Raw genomic sequence first — 16781 nt, forward strand, 5'->3', positions numbered from 1 at the left:
CTCGGTGTATTGCTGCCGTCAAACAAATGTTCAAGAGAGGCAAAGCGCGTTTTCCGCGCACCAATGCATAGTGCTGTCGTCGCACCGATCTTCATGGTTCGTTGGACGCTGTGTGCCGGCAACAATATGTCGCTGCGTGTATCTCGAGTTCCGTCGCATAATGGTCCGGGCGGTTTGTCGGCTGATCGGTTGCCGTGAAATACCGGCTTATGCCAACACGATGATGATGACGATGATGTTCATTAGGCTTGTGACGGCTTCGATGATGCCGATGTGCATGGGCTGCATGCGTTTGTGTCGTAGCGGGAAGATTGTGGCCCGCATTAGCAGAATGACCGCAGGAATTCCCCAAAGCAAAGCCGATGCAATGGCACCACGTGGCAGGGCGAGCCCGCCTACGTCTTGCAGGAGCAGAGGAGTTGCGAAAGCGAGGGCGATAAGCATAACGTGATAACTGGCGGAAAGTGCGTAATATCCGATATGCCCGTGTTTGCGAATCATTGTTTTGACGAAGAGCACGGTTGCGTATTCGCTTAGAATGAAGGCAAATGCGGCGACGACGCCGGTTTTCGGCAGCAACGGCGAAGCGAGATAGTATTCGGTCGTGTTTGCCGGGGCAACAGATCTGAGCGATAGTTTTGAGGTGAAGCTATCTGTTGCGATGATAGGCGTGAAAAAGCGCGAACCCAGTGACACGGCCAATAGACTCATGGTTCCGGCGGCGATGACCGCGACAGCGTTGCCCCATAATGAGCGTTCCTGATGCAGCCAGGCCGAGAGGAACGAGAGGGTGGCCAAAACGAGGTAGGCCGGAAGCCACCAGATCAGTCTCGGCGCGAATACGAAAACCGGGATTCCGACGATGGCGGTGGCAATGAAGTAAGTCGTGACCGGGGCGATGTAGGCGTCCGAATGGCGTCCTGTTTCCGTGGTCTTCCTGGAAGCCGTATGATCCAAGTTGTCTTCAGATGCCCCTGATGTCGTCGAATTCGATGTTTTCGCTTTGTTGGGCTTGCCGGTTTCGGCCTGATGTCTCTGCACGGAGTCGCGTTCGTGTGAGCGAACGCCGAGCCATCGGGACGCGCTGAATTGTAGGCAATAGCACAATGTCCAAGCCGCAAGCAGCCAAATATTGCGCCATGAGATTCCGCCGATGAATATTCCTCCGAGCGTAGGGAAGAGCGCCATGGTCCAAGCTCCCGGCTGGTTCGGCAGCCAGATTCCACTGTGTTGGTTTTTGCGAGGGTTGCGAGACCGCGCACCGGCGGCATTACCTGTTTCCCTCCTATTCTCATTTTTTGCGACTAATATACCGGTTTTTGTCTCATTCATATCTTTAGGTTATGCTCTGGTATCTATTTATTCTTTCTTCTCGATAATGTTGTCGATAATCCCCTCAAACGCAAAAAGAAACGGTGTCATGTTTTACGCATGACACCGTTTCATCAATCTCGCAGTAGAAAATCACGATAAGGGATTCTCTACTGTCGATTTCTACTTATCCGCATAGATCTTCTTGTTGAAGATAAGGAAGACGGCAAGGCCGACGATAGTCGCAATCGAAGCCACGAGGAACAGGTTCCCGTAGTTTGCTGCGGAGCCGGTCAGACCAGCGAGGCTGAAACCGGTCATGGGCTTCGACGTCATCAGTCCGCCAATGATGGCGATGCCGATTGAGCCGGCGACGTTCATCGCCAGATCGTTCATGCCCACGCCACGTCCGGATTCGTCCTTGGTCAGCGTGCCCAGCACGGTGTCGACCACTGGGGAATAAAGCAGGCCGACGCCCGCATAGTAGAGGCAACCGGCGGCCGCAAGGGCACCGGGGCTTACCTTGACGCAGAACGAGGCGATGATCAGGCCGGCAAGCTGCAGGCAGGCAGCGGTGATGATGCCCGTCTTCTTGCCGATCTTGTCGATGATCCAACCGGAGCAGGTGCCGAAGATGGCCGCCACGATGAAGGCCCATACGATGTAGAGCGAGACGGTCTGCGTGCCGAGATGATAGATCTCACTGCCGATTGCGTTGAAAATCGGGGAGAAGGAATAGTTCGGCAGGTAGAAGAGCAGGATGAGGCTGATGGCCATAATCCAGCGCTTGTTGTGGAAGAAGTCCGGGGTGATGAACGGGTTCTTCGCCTTGTGAATGTAAACGGCGAAGACAACGTAGAGCGCTGCGGAGACCAGGAGCATCCACCATGCACTGTAGGAGAAGAAGAGGGTCAAGAACGCCGTAGCGGTACCGAAAATCACGAAGCCCCAGACGTCGACGCTCTCGCCGGTGCCCGACTTGTTGGGCAGGTTGTGCAGCAGCAGCGGCAGGAAGAGGACGGTGACGATTGGGATCAGGAAGAGGTACTGCCAGTGGATGGAAGTCAGCCAGCCTGCGGCGAAGACGCCGATGGCGGCGGAGACCTGATAGCCTGCGGTGAAGATACCGAAGAAGATGACCTTCAACGAATCCTTGAGGTACTTGCTGGCCACTACGAGGTAGACGGATCCTGCGACCTGTTCGCCTGCGGTCTGAATCACGCGCGCGATGATCACGGTCCAGATATTGGCCTTGAACCAGAAGTTTGCGACGAAGCCGAAAACGGAGCCCGCCAGCAGCAGTGTGATACCGACGATCACAAGCTTCTTCAGGGAGACGAAGTCACCGAGTGAGCCGTAGACGAAGCAGACGATGCCGAGCACGATGCTGGGCAGTGCTGTAATCAGCGAAGCCTGCGCCGGAGCGCCCACGTCCTTGCCCACCTGAGTGAAGACCAGATTGAATCCCTGCAAGCACAGTGTGCCGAGGATGAAGGTGATCAGCAGCGGGATGAGGGCCTTGACCGCCATGTCACTGGTGATTTCCGGCTCATTACCTTTCGCTGTTGGATTTTGAGGGCTTACTGTGCCCTCTTTGGTTGATTCTGCCATATTTTTCCGTCCTTGGAAGATTCGTTTGATTTACTTACTTGGCTGCAGCTGCAACGTTGCCGATGCGGGTCATGAATTCATGCAGGAAGCGTTCCTTGTCGACGCCGACGGCGACCTTCATGGTCTTGTTCGGGTCGTTCAAGCGGTCGTTGTCGCCGATGGTGCGTCCGCGCAGTTCGCCCTCGGTGTCCACCTTCATATTGATTGGAAGCGTGGTGACCAGCGTCGGGTCGATGGCGACCGCGGCGGCCAGCGGGTCGTGCAGACCGCATCCGTTGAGGTTCGGGGAAGTGGTCTCATAGGCCTTGATATAGAAATCGACCATATCGGCGAGGAACTTCGCCGCAGGGGTTCCGATTTCGCGCCACTGCTGGGAATCCTTATAGGTCATAAGGGTTTGCAGCGTCACGTCGAGGCCGACCATGGTCACCGGCGCGCCGGAACGGAAGAGCATGTCGCAGGCCTCGGGGTCTTGCGAGATGTTGGCCTCAGCGCAGGGGCTGACGTTGCCGCAAACGGTCAGCGCGCCGCCCATGATGACGATGTTGCCGATTTCGTCCTTGATTTCCGGAGCTTTCTTAAGTGCCGTGGCAATGTTGGTCTCCGCGCCGGTGGGCACGAAGGTAAGGTCTTTGCCATACTTCTTCACCGATTCGATGATGAAATCAGCCGCGCTTTCCGTCTCCGCTTTGCGAGGAGAGTCGGGGATCTCGACGTCGCCGATGCCATTCTTGCCATGGATGAAGGCCGAGACTTCGGAAACGGCGAACGAATCCGATTTCAGGGCGTGACTTTCGCCGCGATACACCGGCACTTCGGGATGACCGAGCAGATCGGTGATGGCCAGGTCGTTGCGGATGCCTTGGTCAACGAGCACGTTGCCGAACGTACTGGTGATGCCGATAAGCTCGACTTCAGGACTTCCCAATACGTAGGAGATGGCAAGGGTATCGTCGATACCGGTATCCAAATCGAGGATAATCTTTTTCTTCATAACTTCTGCCTTTCGCCTTTGCAGCATCTGATTTGAGATGTTACTCAACAGTGACAATCAACAACAATCAGACAGCGCCGTTGCAGGTGTTGTTTTATCGTATCGATAAAACGCTTTATCAATACTGCTATCCATGATAAAGCGTTTAATTTAATGAGTCAAATCGAGACGGATTCCTTGTTAGATAAATGGTTGTCTCCGATTTTTATAATCATAATACGTTCATCGGCTTGAAGGCGTTTAATTGCAAGGAAACGTAAGACGGTGTTTCTCCATTTACGATATCTAAAGTTCCGATATCGTCGCCCGGTTGACGAGTGTTGGCCGGATGAATTGCTGCTTGGGCTGCGTAATCCACGGTCTGCGGCTCGATTCCGATCCCATATCCTTGATCCGCGAGGAAATGACGTCGTTGCAGGCGGCAGCCATGGCACTGATGTTCTGGTCAAGCGTGGTCAGGCGATGGTTGAAGCCCAACCGTTCCGAGATGTTGTCGTAGCCGATCACGGAGCAATCCTGTGGGCAGGAAAGGCCACGTTCCTCAAGACGCTGGATGAAGCCCAAGGCCATCAGGTCGTTGGTGCAGAAAACGGCGGTCGCGCCGGCGTCGATGATGTGGTCGGCGGCGTGGTAGCCCCCGGTATAGCGGTAGTTTCCGGAGCAGTTGAGATTCGGATCGAGTGGCAATCCGGCCTTTTCAAGAACGCTGGAAAAGCCGGCGACGCGTCTGTTCATGTTTCCAGTTCGGGCGTCTCCCGAGATACAGGCGATGCGTTTGTGCCCTTTTGAAAGCAGCGCTTGGGCCGCAAGCTGGCCGCCGACATAATTATCGGAGCCGACGGCATCGCACCAGTCATCACTGACAAGTCTGTCGGTGAGTACCACCGGGAAATCAAGGGTGCTGACGTCTTTTTTGAGTGTCTTGGAATTGTTCACCGACTCGCGGGAGGGAATGAGAAACAGTCCGTCAACGCCACGGGAAGCGAATTGTCGTAGCAATTTGTGCTCGGCGTGTTGCGAGTCGTCCGAATTCGCGATTAGCAGGGAGTAGCCGTTGCTGCTGCTCACGTCCTCTAGTTCCTTCGCCAAGGAGGCAAAGAACATGTTTTCGATATCGGGGATGAGCAGAGCCAGCAGCATCGATTTGTTGGTGGCAAGGCTGCGAGCCGCCTGGTTAGGCACGTAGCGCAGGCGTTTGGCCGTTTCGACGATGAGTCCGCGCTTTTTCTGCGACATACGGGTTGGTCGGTCGTTGAGAACCAGAGAAACCGCCGTAACCGAGACGTCGCAGGCTTTGGCGATGTCCTTCAATGTCGCTTTATGGTTCATGTCGCCCCGTCCCTGGATACCTCTGATGGTGATTGCCGATTGCCGGCTTCAACAAGTCTAGTCGTTAGCCGGTATGCCATAACCTTATTCCGGTTGGAACGTTGGCAAGGCAGAGCATGCCCAGATTTGACATATTTCGTCTTTTATGGTTATTATTCATTTTGATACGATAAAGCGCTTTATCTATCCGTAACAATGAAGATTGTTGGTTTGTATTTCATTTTTTATATATCTTCGTTAAATTGAGATTTAACGAAGATATTCGAAAGAATATATGGACCCTTTCTGTTGTTCAAGGAGGAATCAAATTATGAGTAAGAAATGGCTGGCTGGATTGCTTGCGCTAAGTACGTTGATGTTCAGCGGATGCGGTTCCGCGGGAGCTTCGGGCAAGCAGGAACAGCCTGATGCAAAGCCTGCGGAAGTGACTATTTACCTGACGCGACACGGCAAGACGATGTTCAATGAACTCAATAAGGTCCAGGGCTGGTCCGACACCCCTCTTACCAAAGACGGAGAGAAAGTCGCTGTGGATCTTGGCAAGGGGCTGAAAAAGCACGATGTCAAGTTCAATGCCGTTTATTCCAGTGATTTGAAGCGTGCGCACGACACTGCTTCGGCTGTGCTACAGGGGTCTGACCAGAAGGAGCCCATTAAAGAGCTGAAAGGTCTGCGCGAGGCATGTTCGGGCCAATTCGAGGGAGCGTCGCTGGACACCATCGGTGCCGAGCAAGCAAAATCAGCGGGTTTCCCCTCGTATGAGGCGTACGAGGCGGCCAAACGTCCTAAAACCGATGACCAATGGTCGTGGCTTGATGATGCACATTATTTTGCGGATAAGTCCGGCTATGCCGAAAGTTCGCAGACTGTTCGCAAGCGCATGCTACGCACGGTGAAGAAAATCGGGGCCGATCAGAGCAAGAATGGTGGTGGCAATGTTTTGGTCGTCAGTCATGGTATGGCCATCAACGTGATGCTTGCCGGTATGACAGACAAATACAAAAGCGCTCCCTTGGAGAATGCTAGCGTGACCAAGATCAAGTACAAGGATGGGAAGCTTCAGGTTCTCAGCATCGGTGACACTTCCTATCTCAAGGAAGGTGAAAAGCTTTAAAGCTAAGGGTCGATTTGAAGGTTTCCTACCTTCGTATAAAGCCCAACAATAGCAATGTGCCGGCCATCTGGATGATGACCGGCACGTTTGCGTATTTACCATATCGCTTTCGCGATTATCGTGTCGACACGATAATCGCGAATCAGTTTATTGCTTGGCTTGGCGCTTGAAGAAATCGCGAATTTGGTCTGCGTTGCCGTACGAGGCCTGGGCACCGTAACCGGTGGCGGCGTAGGCGGCCACGTACGAGGCCAGTGAAGCGGAGTCGCTTAGCGGGAAGTTAGAAGCCAGACCGGCCAGAAGCGTGCCCATGAAAGAGTCGCCGCAGCCGGTGGTGTCGACGGCGTCGATCTTGGCCGCGTCGACGTGGTATGTGCGATCATGGTCGAGCACCATAGCCCCGTTGCCGCCCAGAGTGACGACTGCTTGCCTGAAGCCGAAATCGTGCATGGTCTGGCCGATATAGTTCCAATCCATCCCCAGCCAGTCGCCGTTCTTGGGCTCGGCGATGTTGAGCAGCTGCGCCATCTCGTGTTCATTGACCAGCAGGATGTCCGAATATTTGATGAGTTCATCCGGAAGTTTGTCGGTGAAGGGGGAGTCGTTCAGAAGCACTTTGATGCCCGCGTCATGGCACATTTTCGCCGTAGCGGTGACGGTTTCGATCGGGCTTTCCAGGCACAGGCCGAGCACCGACGATTTCAGCAGCACGTCCTTCTGGCTTTCGATATAGTCGATGCTGACCGTGGCGTTGGAACCGGCCGAGTAGACGATGGTGTTCTCGCCGTTGCCGTCGACGGTGATCACGGTGGTGCCGCTGGCTCCGTTGGTGTGGCGGACGTGGGAGGTGTCGACGCCGGCGTTGTTGAGCTGTTCAAGCAGGAAATCCGCGTTTTTGTCGCTTCCCACGGCCCCGAACATATTGACGTTCGCGCCGATTCGTGCAGCGGCCGCAGCCTGGTTGCCGGATTTGCCGCCGGGCAGGATGCGCAACGGGCCTCCGGCGATGGTTTCACCCGGCTTCGGTAGACGCTTGGCGGTGACGGTATAATCCGCGTTCATCGACCCGACAATGCTGATTGATCCGGAAATGCCATCTAGCAGGGAAAGCGTCTTTGCGTTCATTTCATCCTCGATTGGTTCTTGGCTATTTGCAACGCACATTAAAATTAGTGCGTTATTACTAACTTGCTTATAAGATAAAACGCTTTATCAAAAAAGTCAAATTTTACGGAGGGCGTTGTCGAGGGTCACAAAGAATGAGCAGCTGGGATTGCCGCCAGTGTCATCGTCGTCAGGGATTTACCGTCGTGAATCCTCTACTAATGAGATTTAGCGGATAATTTGCGTCGGTAAATCGGGTGTTGTGCGTCGTAATTCCTCTACGAGTGGGCGTTAGTTCGTGATTTGCGACGCTGGATTAGACCTAAGCGTCGTGATTTCTCCATTAGTATTGTTCTGCAGGCTGGGTTGTTCGGAAGCTGAGTGCAGATGAGCAAGGTAAATTGTGGGTAACTCTTCCGAGTATGTGGATAGCTTCCTGCGACACGCCCGGGCCTGTGGATAAGTGATAGCGTTCGACCACAGTACCTTGTTTTCTCGCGGAATTTTGCCTGTTCGCCGTATGGTGACAATATGAGAAACCATCAAAAAGTCAACGCATTGATCGCGCAGGCGAAGCGAAAGAAACGCTGCTGTGTTTCATCAAACGCTGCTGAAAGCCGGGCGTTGTACCGTCGCAGTGTTGCCGGTGAACTTGTAAAACCATATCCAGGATTGTTTTTCCCCGCCAAGGATTGGAAGCAGCTTGATTGTCGCCATCGGACGTTGTATGTGGCGCGCGCCCTTCACCTCAAGTATCCAGATTGGGGGTTTGCCGCTTTCACTGCGGCTGTGATTTATGGCTTGGATTTACGCTTAAATCTTTATGATGGCATCGTATATGTGGCTGATAGTTCGAGCTCTTCAAACAGCCGATTGCTGCGCCGTGTTTCGATGCCGCATGCTGAAGTTTGCTATGTCGATGGAATCCCGGTGACTTCGGTCGCCAGAACACTCGTGGATTGTGGCCTGCGCTGTGCATTCAGGGATGCCTTGCCGCTTTATGACTCGGCTTTACGTGCTGGGTTGGTCTCTTTGGACGATATTGCCGCCGAACGGCAGACCCTGCGTCGTGGTCGGGCTTCGATAGATCGCCTGATTCGTTGCGCGGACGCCAAGAGCGAAAGTGGCGGCGAATCGTTCTGCAGGGCCACGATGATCGAGGAAGGATTTCCGATCCCGCAGCTTCAAGTAGAATATGCTAATGATGCTGGCTCAACGTATCGTGTCGATTTCCAGTACCGGTTACGCGGCGGGGAGGTTATTGTCGTCGAGTTTGATGGCATGGAGAAGTATGTCAATCCGTTGATGACCCATGGAGCTGCAATAGAGGAGGTTGTGCGTCAGGAGCAAGAGCGTGAACGATTCCTCTTTCATAGTGGCATCTCGCGGATAGTGCGTCTTACCTACCGCGATGTCGTGGGGCGTAGCGAACTGGTGCGTAAGCTGGCGGATGCCGGCGTTCCTTGTATGAAGTTGGCAGGTTAGGGCGAGAATCGATATCAACGGGGCGAGAAGTGGCCAAAATTAGCTAGCTGAGTTCTGGGATTGATTCCTAGTAGGTGGATTACGACGCTCAAGCATCATTTTGCGTCGCAAGTTCACTCTTAATGAAGATTAGTGGGCGATCTGCGACGATAAATCGTATTATAGCGTCGCAAATCACCCGACAGTGGGAGTTGATGGGTGATTCGCGACGCTAGAAGATGAGTTGGAGAGCTAGGAGGAATCGGAAAGGTAGACGGAAGGGTCTGCAGAGGAAGCGGAGACTGGCTATGGTTCAGTCGACAACGTCATGGTGAGCAGGAACGGGAAAGTCGGCGGGGAATCGATAGACCAAAGTGAGAGAAGAACTGTTACGCGTACATGTTGCGCGGGTGCATGTCTTCGGGCAGACCGTCCATCAGGCCAGAGACCGAACCGGACTCGAAGACCGAGCGGATACCAGCGGCCAGCAGCGGGGCGATGGAGAGCACGGTCATATTGGGAAGGCGCTTTTCTTCCGGCACCGGAACGGTATCCATCAGAACGATTTCACGTGCGCCGCAGTTCTTGAGCCGTTCGACGGCCGGGCCGGACAGAAGCCCGTGGGTGGCGACCAACGTCACCGATTTGGCGCCGGCCTCGCGCAGCGTGCGCACGGCCTCGCAAATCGTGCCGGCGGTATCGATCATGTCGTCGACCACCACGCAGTCGCGTTCGCGCACCTCGCCGATGATGCCGTGGGCCACGGCGTGGTTCGGGCGCGTGACGTCGCGGGTCTTATGAATAAAAGCAAGCGGCAGTCCGCCGAGCTTGGCGGCCCAGCGCTCGGAAACCTTGATACGTCCGGCATCGGGGGAGACGATGGTCGCGTTTTCAAGCGGCATCGAGTTCTTGACGTAATCGAGCAGTACTGGCATCGCGGTCAGATGGTCGACCGGCCCGTCGAAGAAGCCCTGCTCCTGTGAGGCATGCAGGTCGACGGTCATGATGCGGTCGGCACCGGCGGTCTGGAAAAGATCGAACATCAGGCGGGCAGTGATGGGCTCGCGGCCGAGGCCCTTCTTGTCCTGACGCGAATAGCCGAGGAACGGGGCGACGACGGTGATGGAACGGGCGGAGGCGCGCTTCAGCGCGTCGATCATCAGCAACTGCTCCATAATCCATTTGTTGATGGGATCGGTGTGCGATTGCAGCACGAAGACGTCCGCGCCTCGCACCGGTTCGGTATAGCGCACGTACATCTCGCCGTTCGCGAAGTCGTAAGCTGTGGTCTCCAGCGGCACAGTGCCCAGGCACTCGGCTGTGGCTCGAGCCTGCTCCGGATACGCTCGACCTGTCACCAGTGCCAGTCGTTTTTTGGGCTTTCCTTCGAGAATCGCCGACATATCTCGCCTTCCGCTTTATCATCCTGCGTCCGTATCACCAACCCGACATCGAAGATACCGGGCGCGGCGGAGCAAGGATGGATCACAAGAAACCTCTTCTAATATAGCGCCAACCCCGCGCAAATCGTCGAGAGGCGGGTTGCGCGGGGTCGCAACGAATTTTTGACGTAACTATGGATCATACCGAAGGCTTTTAGTGGAACGTCGGCATCCGTGGACGAGGCGCAGTCAGCTATTTTCTTTCTGGCCGCGTCTATAGTGTATTGCAAACGAAATCAAGGATTTGTCTGCAGGGCCAACAAATAGTTCAGATTTAGCCATTTTGCGGCTGTTGACAGTAGCTGATATCGGCAGTCGTGCTCGCCGCCGCGAACGGTTTCCGATATCAAAGCGGAAAATATGATTATTGGTTCGGTTGGCCGTTTTGCGGCGGAATCTGTCCTGTAGATTGAGAGCCCGGTTGCCGGTACTGCCGTTGCTGCCATGTATTCGGCTGTTGCCAGTTTGCGTCGGCGGCAGAATTACCGTCTTGCGTATTGGCTGGGGCCGCGGCAGAAACGCGATGCTCGGGATACGGATTGGGCATCCCCGGATTTCCCGTCGGCGGGTTTGCCGAATAGGGATTGGGACGGGCATAAGGATTCACTTGCGGCTGCCCATAATAGCCTGGTGCGCTACCTTGCATTGACGGTATCGCGTCAGTCGGAGCCATCCCCGGCCTGCCGTTCATCGCAGTCTGCATTCCATATTGTCCGTATGCGGTTTGCATCCGTCCGGCCTTAAGCAGAGCGATGAAGACGTCGGGATTGGTAAAAGGCTTACTGGTTTTGCCGGTGAAATTATTTTGTCTCCCATTTTCCGCGCCTACCAAGGCAGAGGACGGCTGCACCAGCCCTCCTTTGAGAATGCCCATCAGACCCGGCATCGATTTAATCATCGCAGGTCCTAGGCTCAGCGCCAGCGCTTCGATGGCAAACATCCACAACGCCCCGATAAGGGTATACCAAGGCTGCACGTCGTTGATATAGGTATAGCTGTCGCCGGAGAATTGATGGTACATCGCAAGGAGGTATGGGTCCTGCGGATGCGGTTGCGTCACTTTCATCGTCACGCAGCTCAGATTGATCGCCACTGCTGCCACGGCCCAGAAGATTGCGGCGATAGCCGGTGTCTGCCAGGTCTTGGCCCACCCGGCGTTCGCCCGATCCTGCAAAGACCGTGCCGAGGCCCGCAGCATGATGTAGGACGTGCTCAACAGGAACAGGACCAGCGGAAGCAGATAATTCAGGAACATGGTCGGTGGGTTATTCCGCATATACCGTTCTGGAGTGAGAGCAGAGAAGGCATACAACTTGTCGCTGCCGAAAAGCCCAGGGCCATATAGGGCAGATAGTCGTTGTGTCTTCGGCGAGGTTGGCGAAACGTACATCAAAATTCCGCCCAATGATCCCTCTTGCCACCCTGCCAATTGATTGCTTGGAATATTTCTGAGAAAGACCATTATCGGCGCGGTTCCGCAGTGGTATGAGATTGTGTACATGATGACATTCAGCACTTGCATGATGAGACTGTAGACGAAGAAAACGAGGGAATAGATGCCGAGCGCTTCAACGCCGGTTCGCACCGCCCCTCGTGCTCGATGAACCCATGCCCAGCAGGCAGAAAAGACATTGCCGTTTTCAAAGTAGCGCCGGCTAAGGGCGTATCCTATCAGCGCGCCGATTGCCGCGGTCAGCAACGGCATGACGAAAGTGACCCAAGTCAATGAACTATTGACAAGCGATAATGTAGATGTCTTCTCCGGGTCATTTAGGGGGAAGTACGGCAAAAGTATATGCAGTTCGTCGCTTCTGATTTCGCAGCGGATGGGGAAACACGCAGCCAGCAGAAGATAGATCAGCCCGACCCCGACGCCCACAATCACAGAGCTGGCCAATGGTTCCCATTTCTTTTGTGAAATGATGTGCCGCGAAACCATATACGCGCCAAAAGCCGTGCCAAACAACAGCGCCAGGCCAGGCAGTCCGAAGGTTCCTCTGGCAAAAACCGCGGCTTCCGGTGTGGACCCATGCAGCAATGAAATGGAATTGGCGCCGCCCGTCGCATTGGTAAGTATATTGACGAAGGTGGCGATAATGGAACCCGAGGTGAATTGGGTCGTGGAACCGCCTGCCGCTATGTTCGAGAACTGAGCGGCCATCATGTTTTTGGCTCTTTCTTGTCCCTGTGAGTACAAGTGAGCGTTGAGACAGACCAACGCAGTGATTAGGAGCGTGGCCAAAAGCGCCGCGGCAATGCCGATACCAAGCGAAACCAGCATGGCCTTGATGTTGGCGGCGCTCGCGAAACCAGCCGGCGTGCGTTTTACCGGTTTCGCGGCCTTGGCTGAGGTTCTATTCCGGTTAACGGCGGGTGTTTGCATGTATTGGTTCGGCGGCGCAGACGGATAAACGCTGTTTGCGTTGCCGATATTGGCGGGGCGATATTGGGTTCTGCCCTTCGGTTGGCCGGAAGGATATTGTAAAGTCGGAATTGGGCCCTGAATTGGTTGTGGGGACTGAGATGGAACCGAACCTTGAATCGGAGTCGGTGCCTGAGTCGAAGTTGGGGCTGGGATAGGTGTTGCGTTTTGCGACGAAGGCGCCAAGTCCGCAGCCGTCGTTGTTGTCACTGTCTTGCCGCAATTTGAACAGAACCGTGCGTCGGCAGGTAAAATCGCACCACAATACGGGCACTTCATACTTTCTCTTTTCTCTCAACATCGCGACAAAATCCAAAGATATCTCATTTTATCATCGAGTAATCTCAATCATATTATGATAGATAATGACCAAGGCTATAACAATGATAAGTCGCCCACAGCCCGTAATATAGAAAAGCTATGTCTGACGCGGGTTTGCGTCTTGATATGGCAACGCATACACACTCCTGTCGCGGAAAGACCGCGGCCGACTTTAGTCCGAAGGAGGTGGGTGATGTCTGCACACAAGTATGAACTGATGTTCATCGCCGATCCGGAGCTTGACGAAAGAGCCCTGAAGAAGCTGACCGATGAGTATATGGAAATCGTCACCAAAGAGGGCGGTTCCGTTTCCGACCCCGATATCTGGGGACGCCGCAAGCTTGCCTATGAAATCGATGGCAAGACCGAAGGCAACTACGTCGTGGTCAACTACAGCTGCGAGCCGGCAACGAACGATGAGCTGGACCGCGTCCTGAACCTGAACGAGTCCGTAATCCGCACGAAGATTCTTCGTAAGGATGTCAAGTAATTCCGTTTAGGAATATTAAATTTTAGTCTATTTGCTTTTTGCTTCATCGTTATCGACAAAAGCCAAAAGCTGGTGAGGAAGGCACGTCATGGCAGCAGGAGATACGGTCATCACGATTATCGGCAACCTTACGGCTGACCCGGAGCTGCGCACTATCGGCAGCGGGGCTTCGGTCGCGAGTTTTACCATCGCTTCTACGCCGCGAACCTATAACCGCAACACGAATCAGTGGGAGGACGGCAATGCCCTCTTCATGCGCTGCTCCGCGTGGCGGGATATGGCCGACCATTGCGCGTCCTCGCTTTCCAAGGGCATGCGCGTGATCGCCCAGGGCCGCCTGCAGCAGCGTTCGTACACCGCCAATGACGGTACGAACCGCACGGTTGTGGAGATGACGGTCGACGAGATCGGCCCGTCCCTGCGCTACGCCACCGCTCAGGTGCAGCGTCAGTCCTCTTCGAACGGCGGGTTCCAGGGTGGTTCCCGCAATAACGGAGGCTATAACGGCGGTGCCGGCAACAATGGCGGCGGTTATAACGGCGGTTACAATGCCGGCGGCAACGGCGGATACCAGGGTGGCGCAGGCTACTCGGGCGGTGCCTCGGCTGGGCAGTCCCAGCAGGGCGGCCAGTCCCAGGCTCCCGCGGCCGATCCGTGGGGCAGTTCCAGCAATTCCGGTGACGGGTTCTCGAGTTTCGGGGGCAGCTCCGATTTCGGCGGGGATTCCGACGAGCCGGAGTTCTAGCGACAGTCGCGAAAGCGCGAGAAGCAACAAGCAATAGACGTTTATAAGTGTTAAGGAGACATTGATATGTCACGTAAAAGGCCAAAACCACCAGTCAAGCCGTTCAAGAAAAAGCCGAACCCGCTGAAGGCTGCGAAGATTACCGAGATCGATTACAAGGACACTGCGCTGCTGCGTAAGTTCATCTCCGATCGTGGCAAGATCCGTTCGCGTCGCATCACCGGCGTGACCATCCAGGAACAGCGTGAGATTTCCCGCGCCATCAAGAACGCGCGCGAGATGGCTCTGCTGCCTTACGCCACCAACGGTCGCTGATAGGAGGATACGAACAATGGCTGAAACTAAGGTTATTCTTACCAAGTCCGTCTCCAACCTCGGTCACTCCGGTGACGTCGTCGAGGTCAAGCCCGGCTATGCACGCAACTATCTCATCCCGCAGGGCCTTGCTTTTGCTTGGAGCAAGGGCGCCGCAACGCAAATCGAAGCGATGAAGCGCGCGCGCCTGGCCAAGTCTGTGGCCACCCGTGAAGACGCCGTGGCCGCCAAGACCGCCATCGACGGCACCGTCGTCGAATTGAGCGCCAAGGTTTCCGAGTCCGGCAAGCTGTTCGGCGGCATCTCCGCCATGGACATCGCTTCCGCGCTGGAATCCAAGGCCGCCGTCGATCCGAAGGCGATCAAGGTCGAGACCATCAAGACCACCGGCGAGTTCCCCGCCACCGTGGCCCTGCATCCCGAAATCTCCGCGAACTTCACCGTGAAGGTCGTCGCCGAGTAACTCGGTTTGTGTTTATAACGGTTTAAAACCGTAAGCTTAAGCAGAAAAATCCCGCCACACGTCAATCGTGCAGGCGGGATTTTTCATCTTTGAAGCTATCGCAGTGGACGGCGTATACTAGATAAGTTGCGTGCTCGGGGGGTCGGAGCGCGCCAGCCATTGCCACACCCCTCAAGTGCCTGATATGGCAAAAGTATATTGAGGTTTACAACTTGCAAGAAGAACGTGTATCCACACAGACAAAACTATCCATCGCGGCAGCCGCCCTGCTTTCCTTCACCGGCATTCTGACCGAGACTTCGTTGAACGTCACTTTCCCGACGATGACACGGGAATTTGGTCTACCGCTTTCGACCATCCAGCTTTTGACTTCCGGCTACCTGCTGATGGTAACCATCGTGATGAGTACCTCTTCGTTCCTGCTCAAGCGTTTCGATGCGCGTTCGCTTTTCCGTTGCGCCGTCGTCGTGAGCATCGTCGGTACGATTCTGTGCTGCCTGCCGCTGAACTATTGGCTTCTGTTGCTCGGCCGCCTGCTTCAGGCCGCGGCCACGGGCATCTCCACACCTCTGATGATCAATGTCATCCTCGCGCTGGTGCCGGTCAGTAGGCGTGGCACTTACGTCGGCGTCGCCAACATGGTTACATCCTTCGCGCCTGCGCTCGGCCCCACTTACGGCGGGCTTATCAATTATTACTTCTCCTGGCGCGTCATCTTTATATTCACCTTGCCGCTGCTCGTCGTCGCCTGGATTCTGGGCGAAAGCAACCTGAGGCTCAAGGCCGAGGGGGCCAACGAATCCTTCGATGGCATCGGCCTGGTGCTGCTGAGCTTCTTCATGATTAGCTTCACCGAGATTTTCGACCAGTTCGGGGCCGGCGGCGGTTGGTCGTATAAGGTCGCCATCGCCATCTGTGCGGCAGTGGTTCTGCTCGGTCTCTTCATCTGGCGTTGCTTCACGTTCAAGTCTCCGCTGCTCAACCTGCGTCTTTTCAAGAAGCCGATTGTGAGCTTGCGCGGCGCGAACTATGCCATCCTCCAGTTCATTAATATCGGCAGCTCCTTCCTACTGCCGGTTTTCGCCGAGAACTTCCTCGGCATCGATTCGCTGGCCGCCGGCCTGATGCTCCTGCCGGGTTCGTTGCTTGGCGCTTTCATCGCCCCGTTCGTCGGCAAGCTCTATGACCGCCGCGGTCCGACGCTGGTCCTGTTGATTTCCAACATTTCGCTAATCATCGGCGCTACCGCGTTGTGGGTGATGACCGGCAAGGCGACGGTAGTGATTCTCACGCTGCTTTATATGTTCCTGCGTGCCGGTTTCAACTTTGGCTATGGCAATACGATGTCGGATGCGAGCAAGTTCGTCTCCGGCGCTCAGCAGACCGATTTCAACTCGCTGTTCAACGTGCTGCAGCAGTATGCCGGCTCGTTTGGCACCACCGTGCTTTCCGCGTCGCTTTCCTTGAGTGAGGCCCACGTCCCGCACAACGTCAAGGCTGCGTCGGCGGCCGGAGCTACAAACGCCTTCGCCCTGCTGATCGTCTTGGCGCTGGTGGCGCTGTGCATCACGCTGGTTTCCATCAAGGTGCGCAAGGACCCGTCCGTCGAAATGCGGAAGGTCGAGGTGTAATCGGATTCCACTCTTATTCGTCTGT

General features: G+C 55.1%; 14 protein-coding genes. 7 read left to right on the forward strand and 7 right to left on the reverse strand.

Annotated features, from left to right (window positions below; all coding sequences use genetic code 11):
* Positions 1-207: 207 nt before the first annotated feature.
* From OZX72_RS01150 to OZX72_RS01165, 4 genes are all read right to left on the reverse strand, one after another.
* Complete coding sequence (locus OZX72_RS01150; RefSeq protein WP_277158638.1) at positions 208-1041, reverse strand: YwiC-like family protein; 834 nt, start codon at positions 1039-1041, stop codon at positions 208-210.
* 453 nt (positions 1042-1494) lie between these two features.
* Positions 1495-2841 carry an MFS transporter gene (locus OZX72_RS01155; RefSeq protein WP_277159321.1) on the reverse strand — a complete coding sequence of 449 codons (1347 nt, stop codon included), beginning with the start codon at positions 2839-2841 and terminating at the stop codon, positions 1495-1497.
* A 115-nt stretch (positions 2842-2956) separates the two neighbouring features.
* Complete coding sequence (locus tag OZX72_RS01160) at positions 2957-3916, reverse strand: nucleoside hydrolase (protein WP_277158639.1); 960 nt, start codon at positions 3914-3916, stop codon at positions 2957-2959.
* A gap of 285 nt (positions 3917-4201) precedes the next feature.
* Complete coding sequence (locus tag OZX72_RS01165; RefSeq protein ID WP_277158640.1) at positions 4202-5245, reverse strand: LacI family DNA-binding transcriptional regulator; 1044 nt, start codon at positions 5243-5245, stop codon at positions 4202-4204.
* 310 nt (positions 5246-5555) lie between these two features.
* Here OZX72_RS01165 and OZX72_RS01170 point away from each other — a divergent pair, with 310 nt between their 5' ends.
* Positions 5556-6359 (forward strand): histidine phosphatase family protein, encoded by an 804-nt coding sequence (locus OZX72_RS01170; protein WP_277158641.1) that lies wholly within the window; start codon positions 5556-5558, stop codon positions 6357-6359.
* 147 nt (positions 6360-6506) lie between these two features.
* Here the strand turns inward: OZX72_RS01170 and OZX72_RS01175 are convergent, their stop codons facing one another.
* A complete protein-coding gene (locus OZX72_RS01175) occupies positions 6507-7484 on the reverse strand; it encodes a ribokinase (protein WP_277158642.1) in 978 nt (325 codons plus the stop codon).
* A 510-nt stretch (positions 7485-7994) separates the two neighbouring features.
* Here OZX72_RS01175 and OZX72_RS01180 point away from each other — a divergent pair.
* Complete coding sequence (locus OZX72_RS01180) at positions 7995-8948, forward strand: hypothetical protein (protein WP_277158643.1); 954 nt, start codon at positions 7995-7997, stop codon at positions 8946-8948.
* Positions 8949-9316: 368 nt separating this feature from the next.
* Here the strand turns inward: OZX72_RS01180 and OZX72_RS01185 are convergent, their stop codons facing one another.
* Positions 9317-10330, reverse strand: a complete 1014-nt coding sequence (locus OZX72_RS01185) for a ribose-phosphate diphosphokinase (RefSeq protein WP_277158644.1) — start codon at positions 10328-10330, stop codon at positions 9317-9319.
* Positions 10331-10733: 403 nt separating this feature from the next.
* Positions 10734-12650, reverse strand: coding sequence for a hypothetical protein (locus OZX72_RS01190; RefSeq protein ID WP_277158645.1), 1917 nt, complete (start codon positions 12648-12650; stop codon positions 10734-10736).
* 655 nt (positions 12651-13305) lie between these two features.
* Here OZX72_RS01190 and rpsF point away from each other — a divergent pair.
* The 5 genes from rpsF to OZX72_RS01215 all read left to right on the forward strand — a co-directional run bounded on the left by rpsF (position 13306) and on the right by OZX72_RS01215 (position 16756).
* On the forward strand, positions 13306-13602 hold the full coding sequence (gene rpsF / locus OZX72_RS01195) for a 30S ribosomal protein S6 (RefSeq protein ID WP_277153481.1): 297 nt from the start codon (positions 13306-13308) through the stop codon (positions 13600-13602).
* Positions 13603-13690: 88 nt separating this feature from the next.
* Positions 13691-14347 carry a single-stranded DNA-binding protein gene (locus tag OZX72_RS01200; RefSeq protein WP_277158646.1) on the forward strand — a complete coding sequence of 219 codons (657 nt, stop codon included), beginning with the start codon at positions 13691-13693 and terminating at the stop codon, positions 14345-14347.
* 66 nt (positions 14348-14413) lie between these two features.
* Positions 14414-14662 carry a 30S ribosomal protein S18 gene (rpsR, locus tag OZX72_RS01205; RefSeq protein WP_277143412.1) on the forward strand — a complete coding sequence of 83 codons (249 nt, stop codon included), beginning with the start codon at positions 14414-14416 and terminating at the stop codon, positions 14660-14662.
* Positions 14663-14678: 16 nt separating this feature from the next.
* Positions 14679-15125 carry a 50S ribosomal protein L9 gene (gene rplI, locus OZX72_RS01210; protein WP_277158647.1) on the forward strand — a complete coding sequence of 149 codons (447 nt, stop codon included), beginning with the start codon at positions 14679-14681 and terminating at the stop codon, positions 15123-15125.
* 212 nt (positions 15126-15337) lie between these two features.
* Positions 15338-16756 (forward strand): MFS transporter, encoded by a 1419-nt coding sequence (locus OZX72_RS01215; RefSeq protein WP_277158648.1) that lies wholly within the window; start codon positions 15338-15340, stop codon positions 16754-16756.
* Positions 16757-16781 lie beyond the last annotated feature (25 nt).

Origin of the sequence: Bifidobacterium sp. ESL0769, from assembly GCF_029395495.1 — a bacterium.
Classification (GTDB): Bacteria; Actinomycetota; Actinomycetes; order Actinomycetales; family Bifidobacteriaceae; genus Bifidobacterium.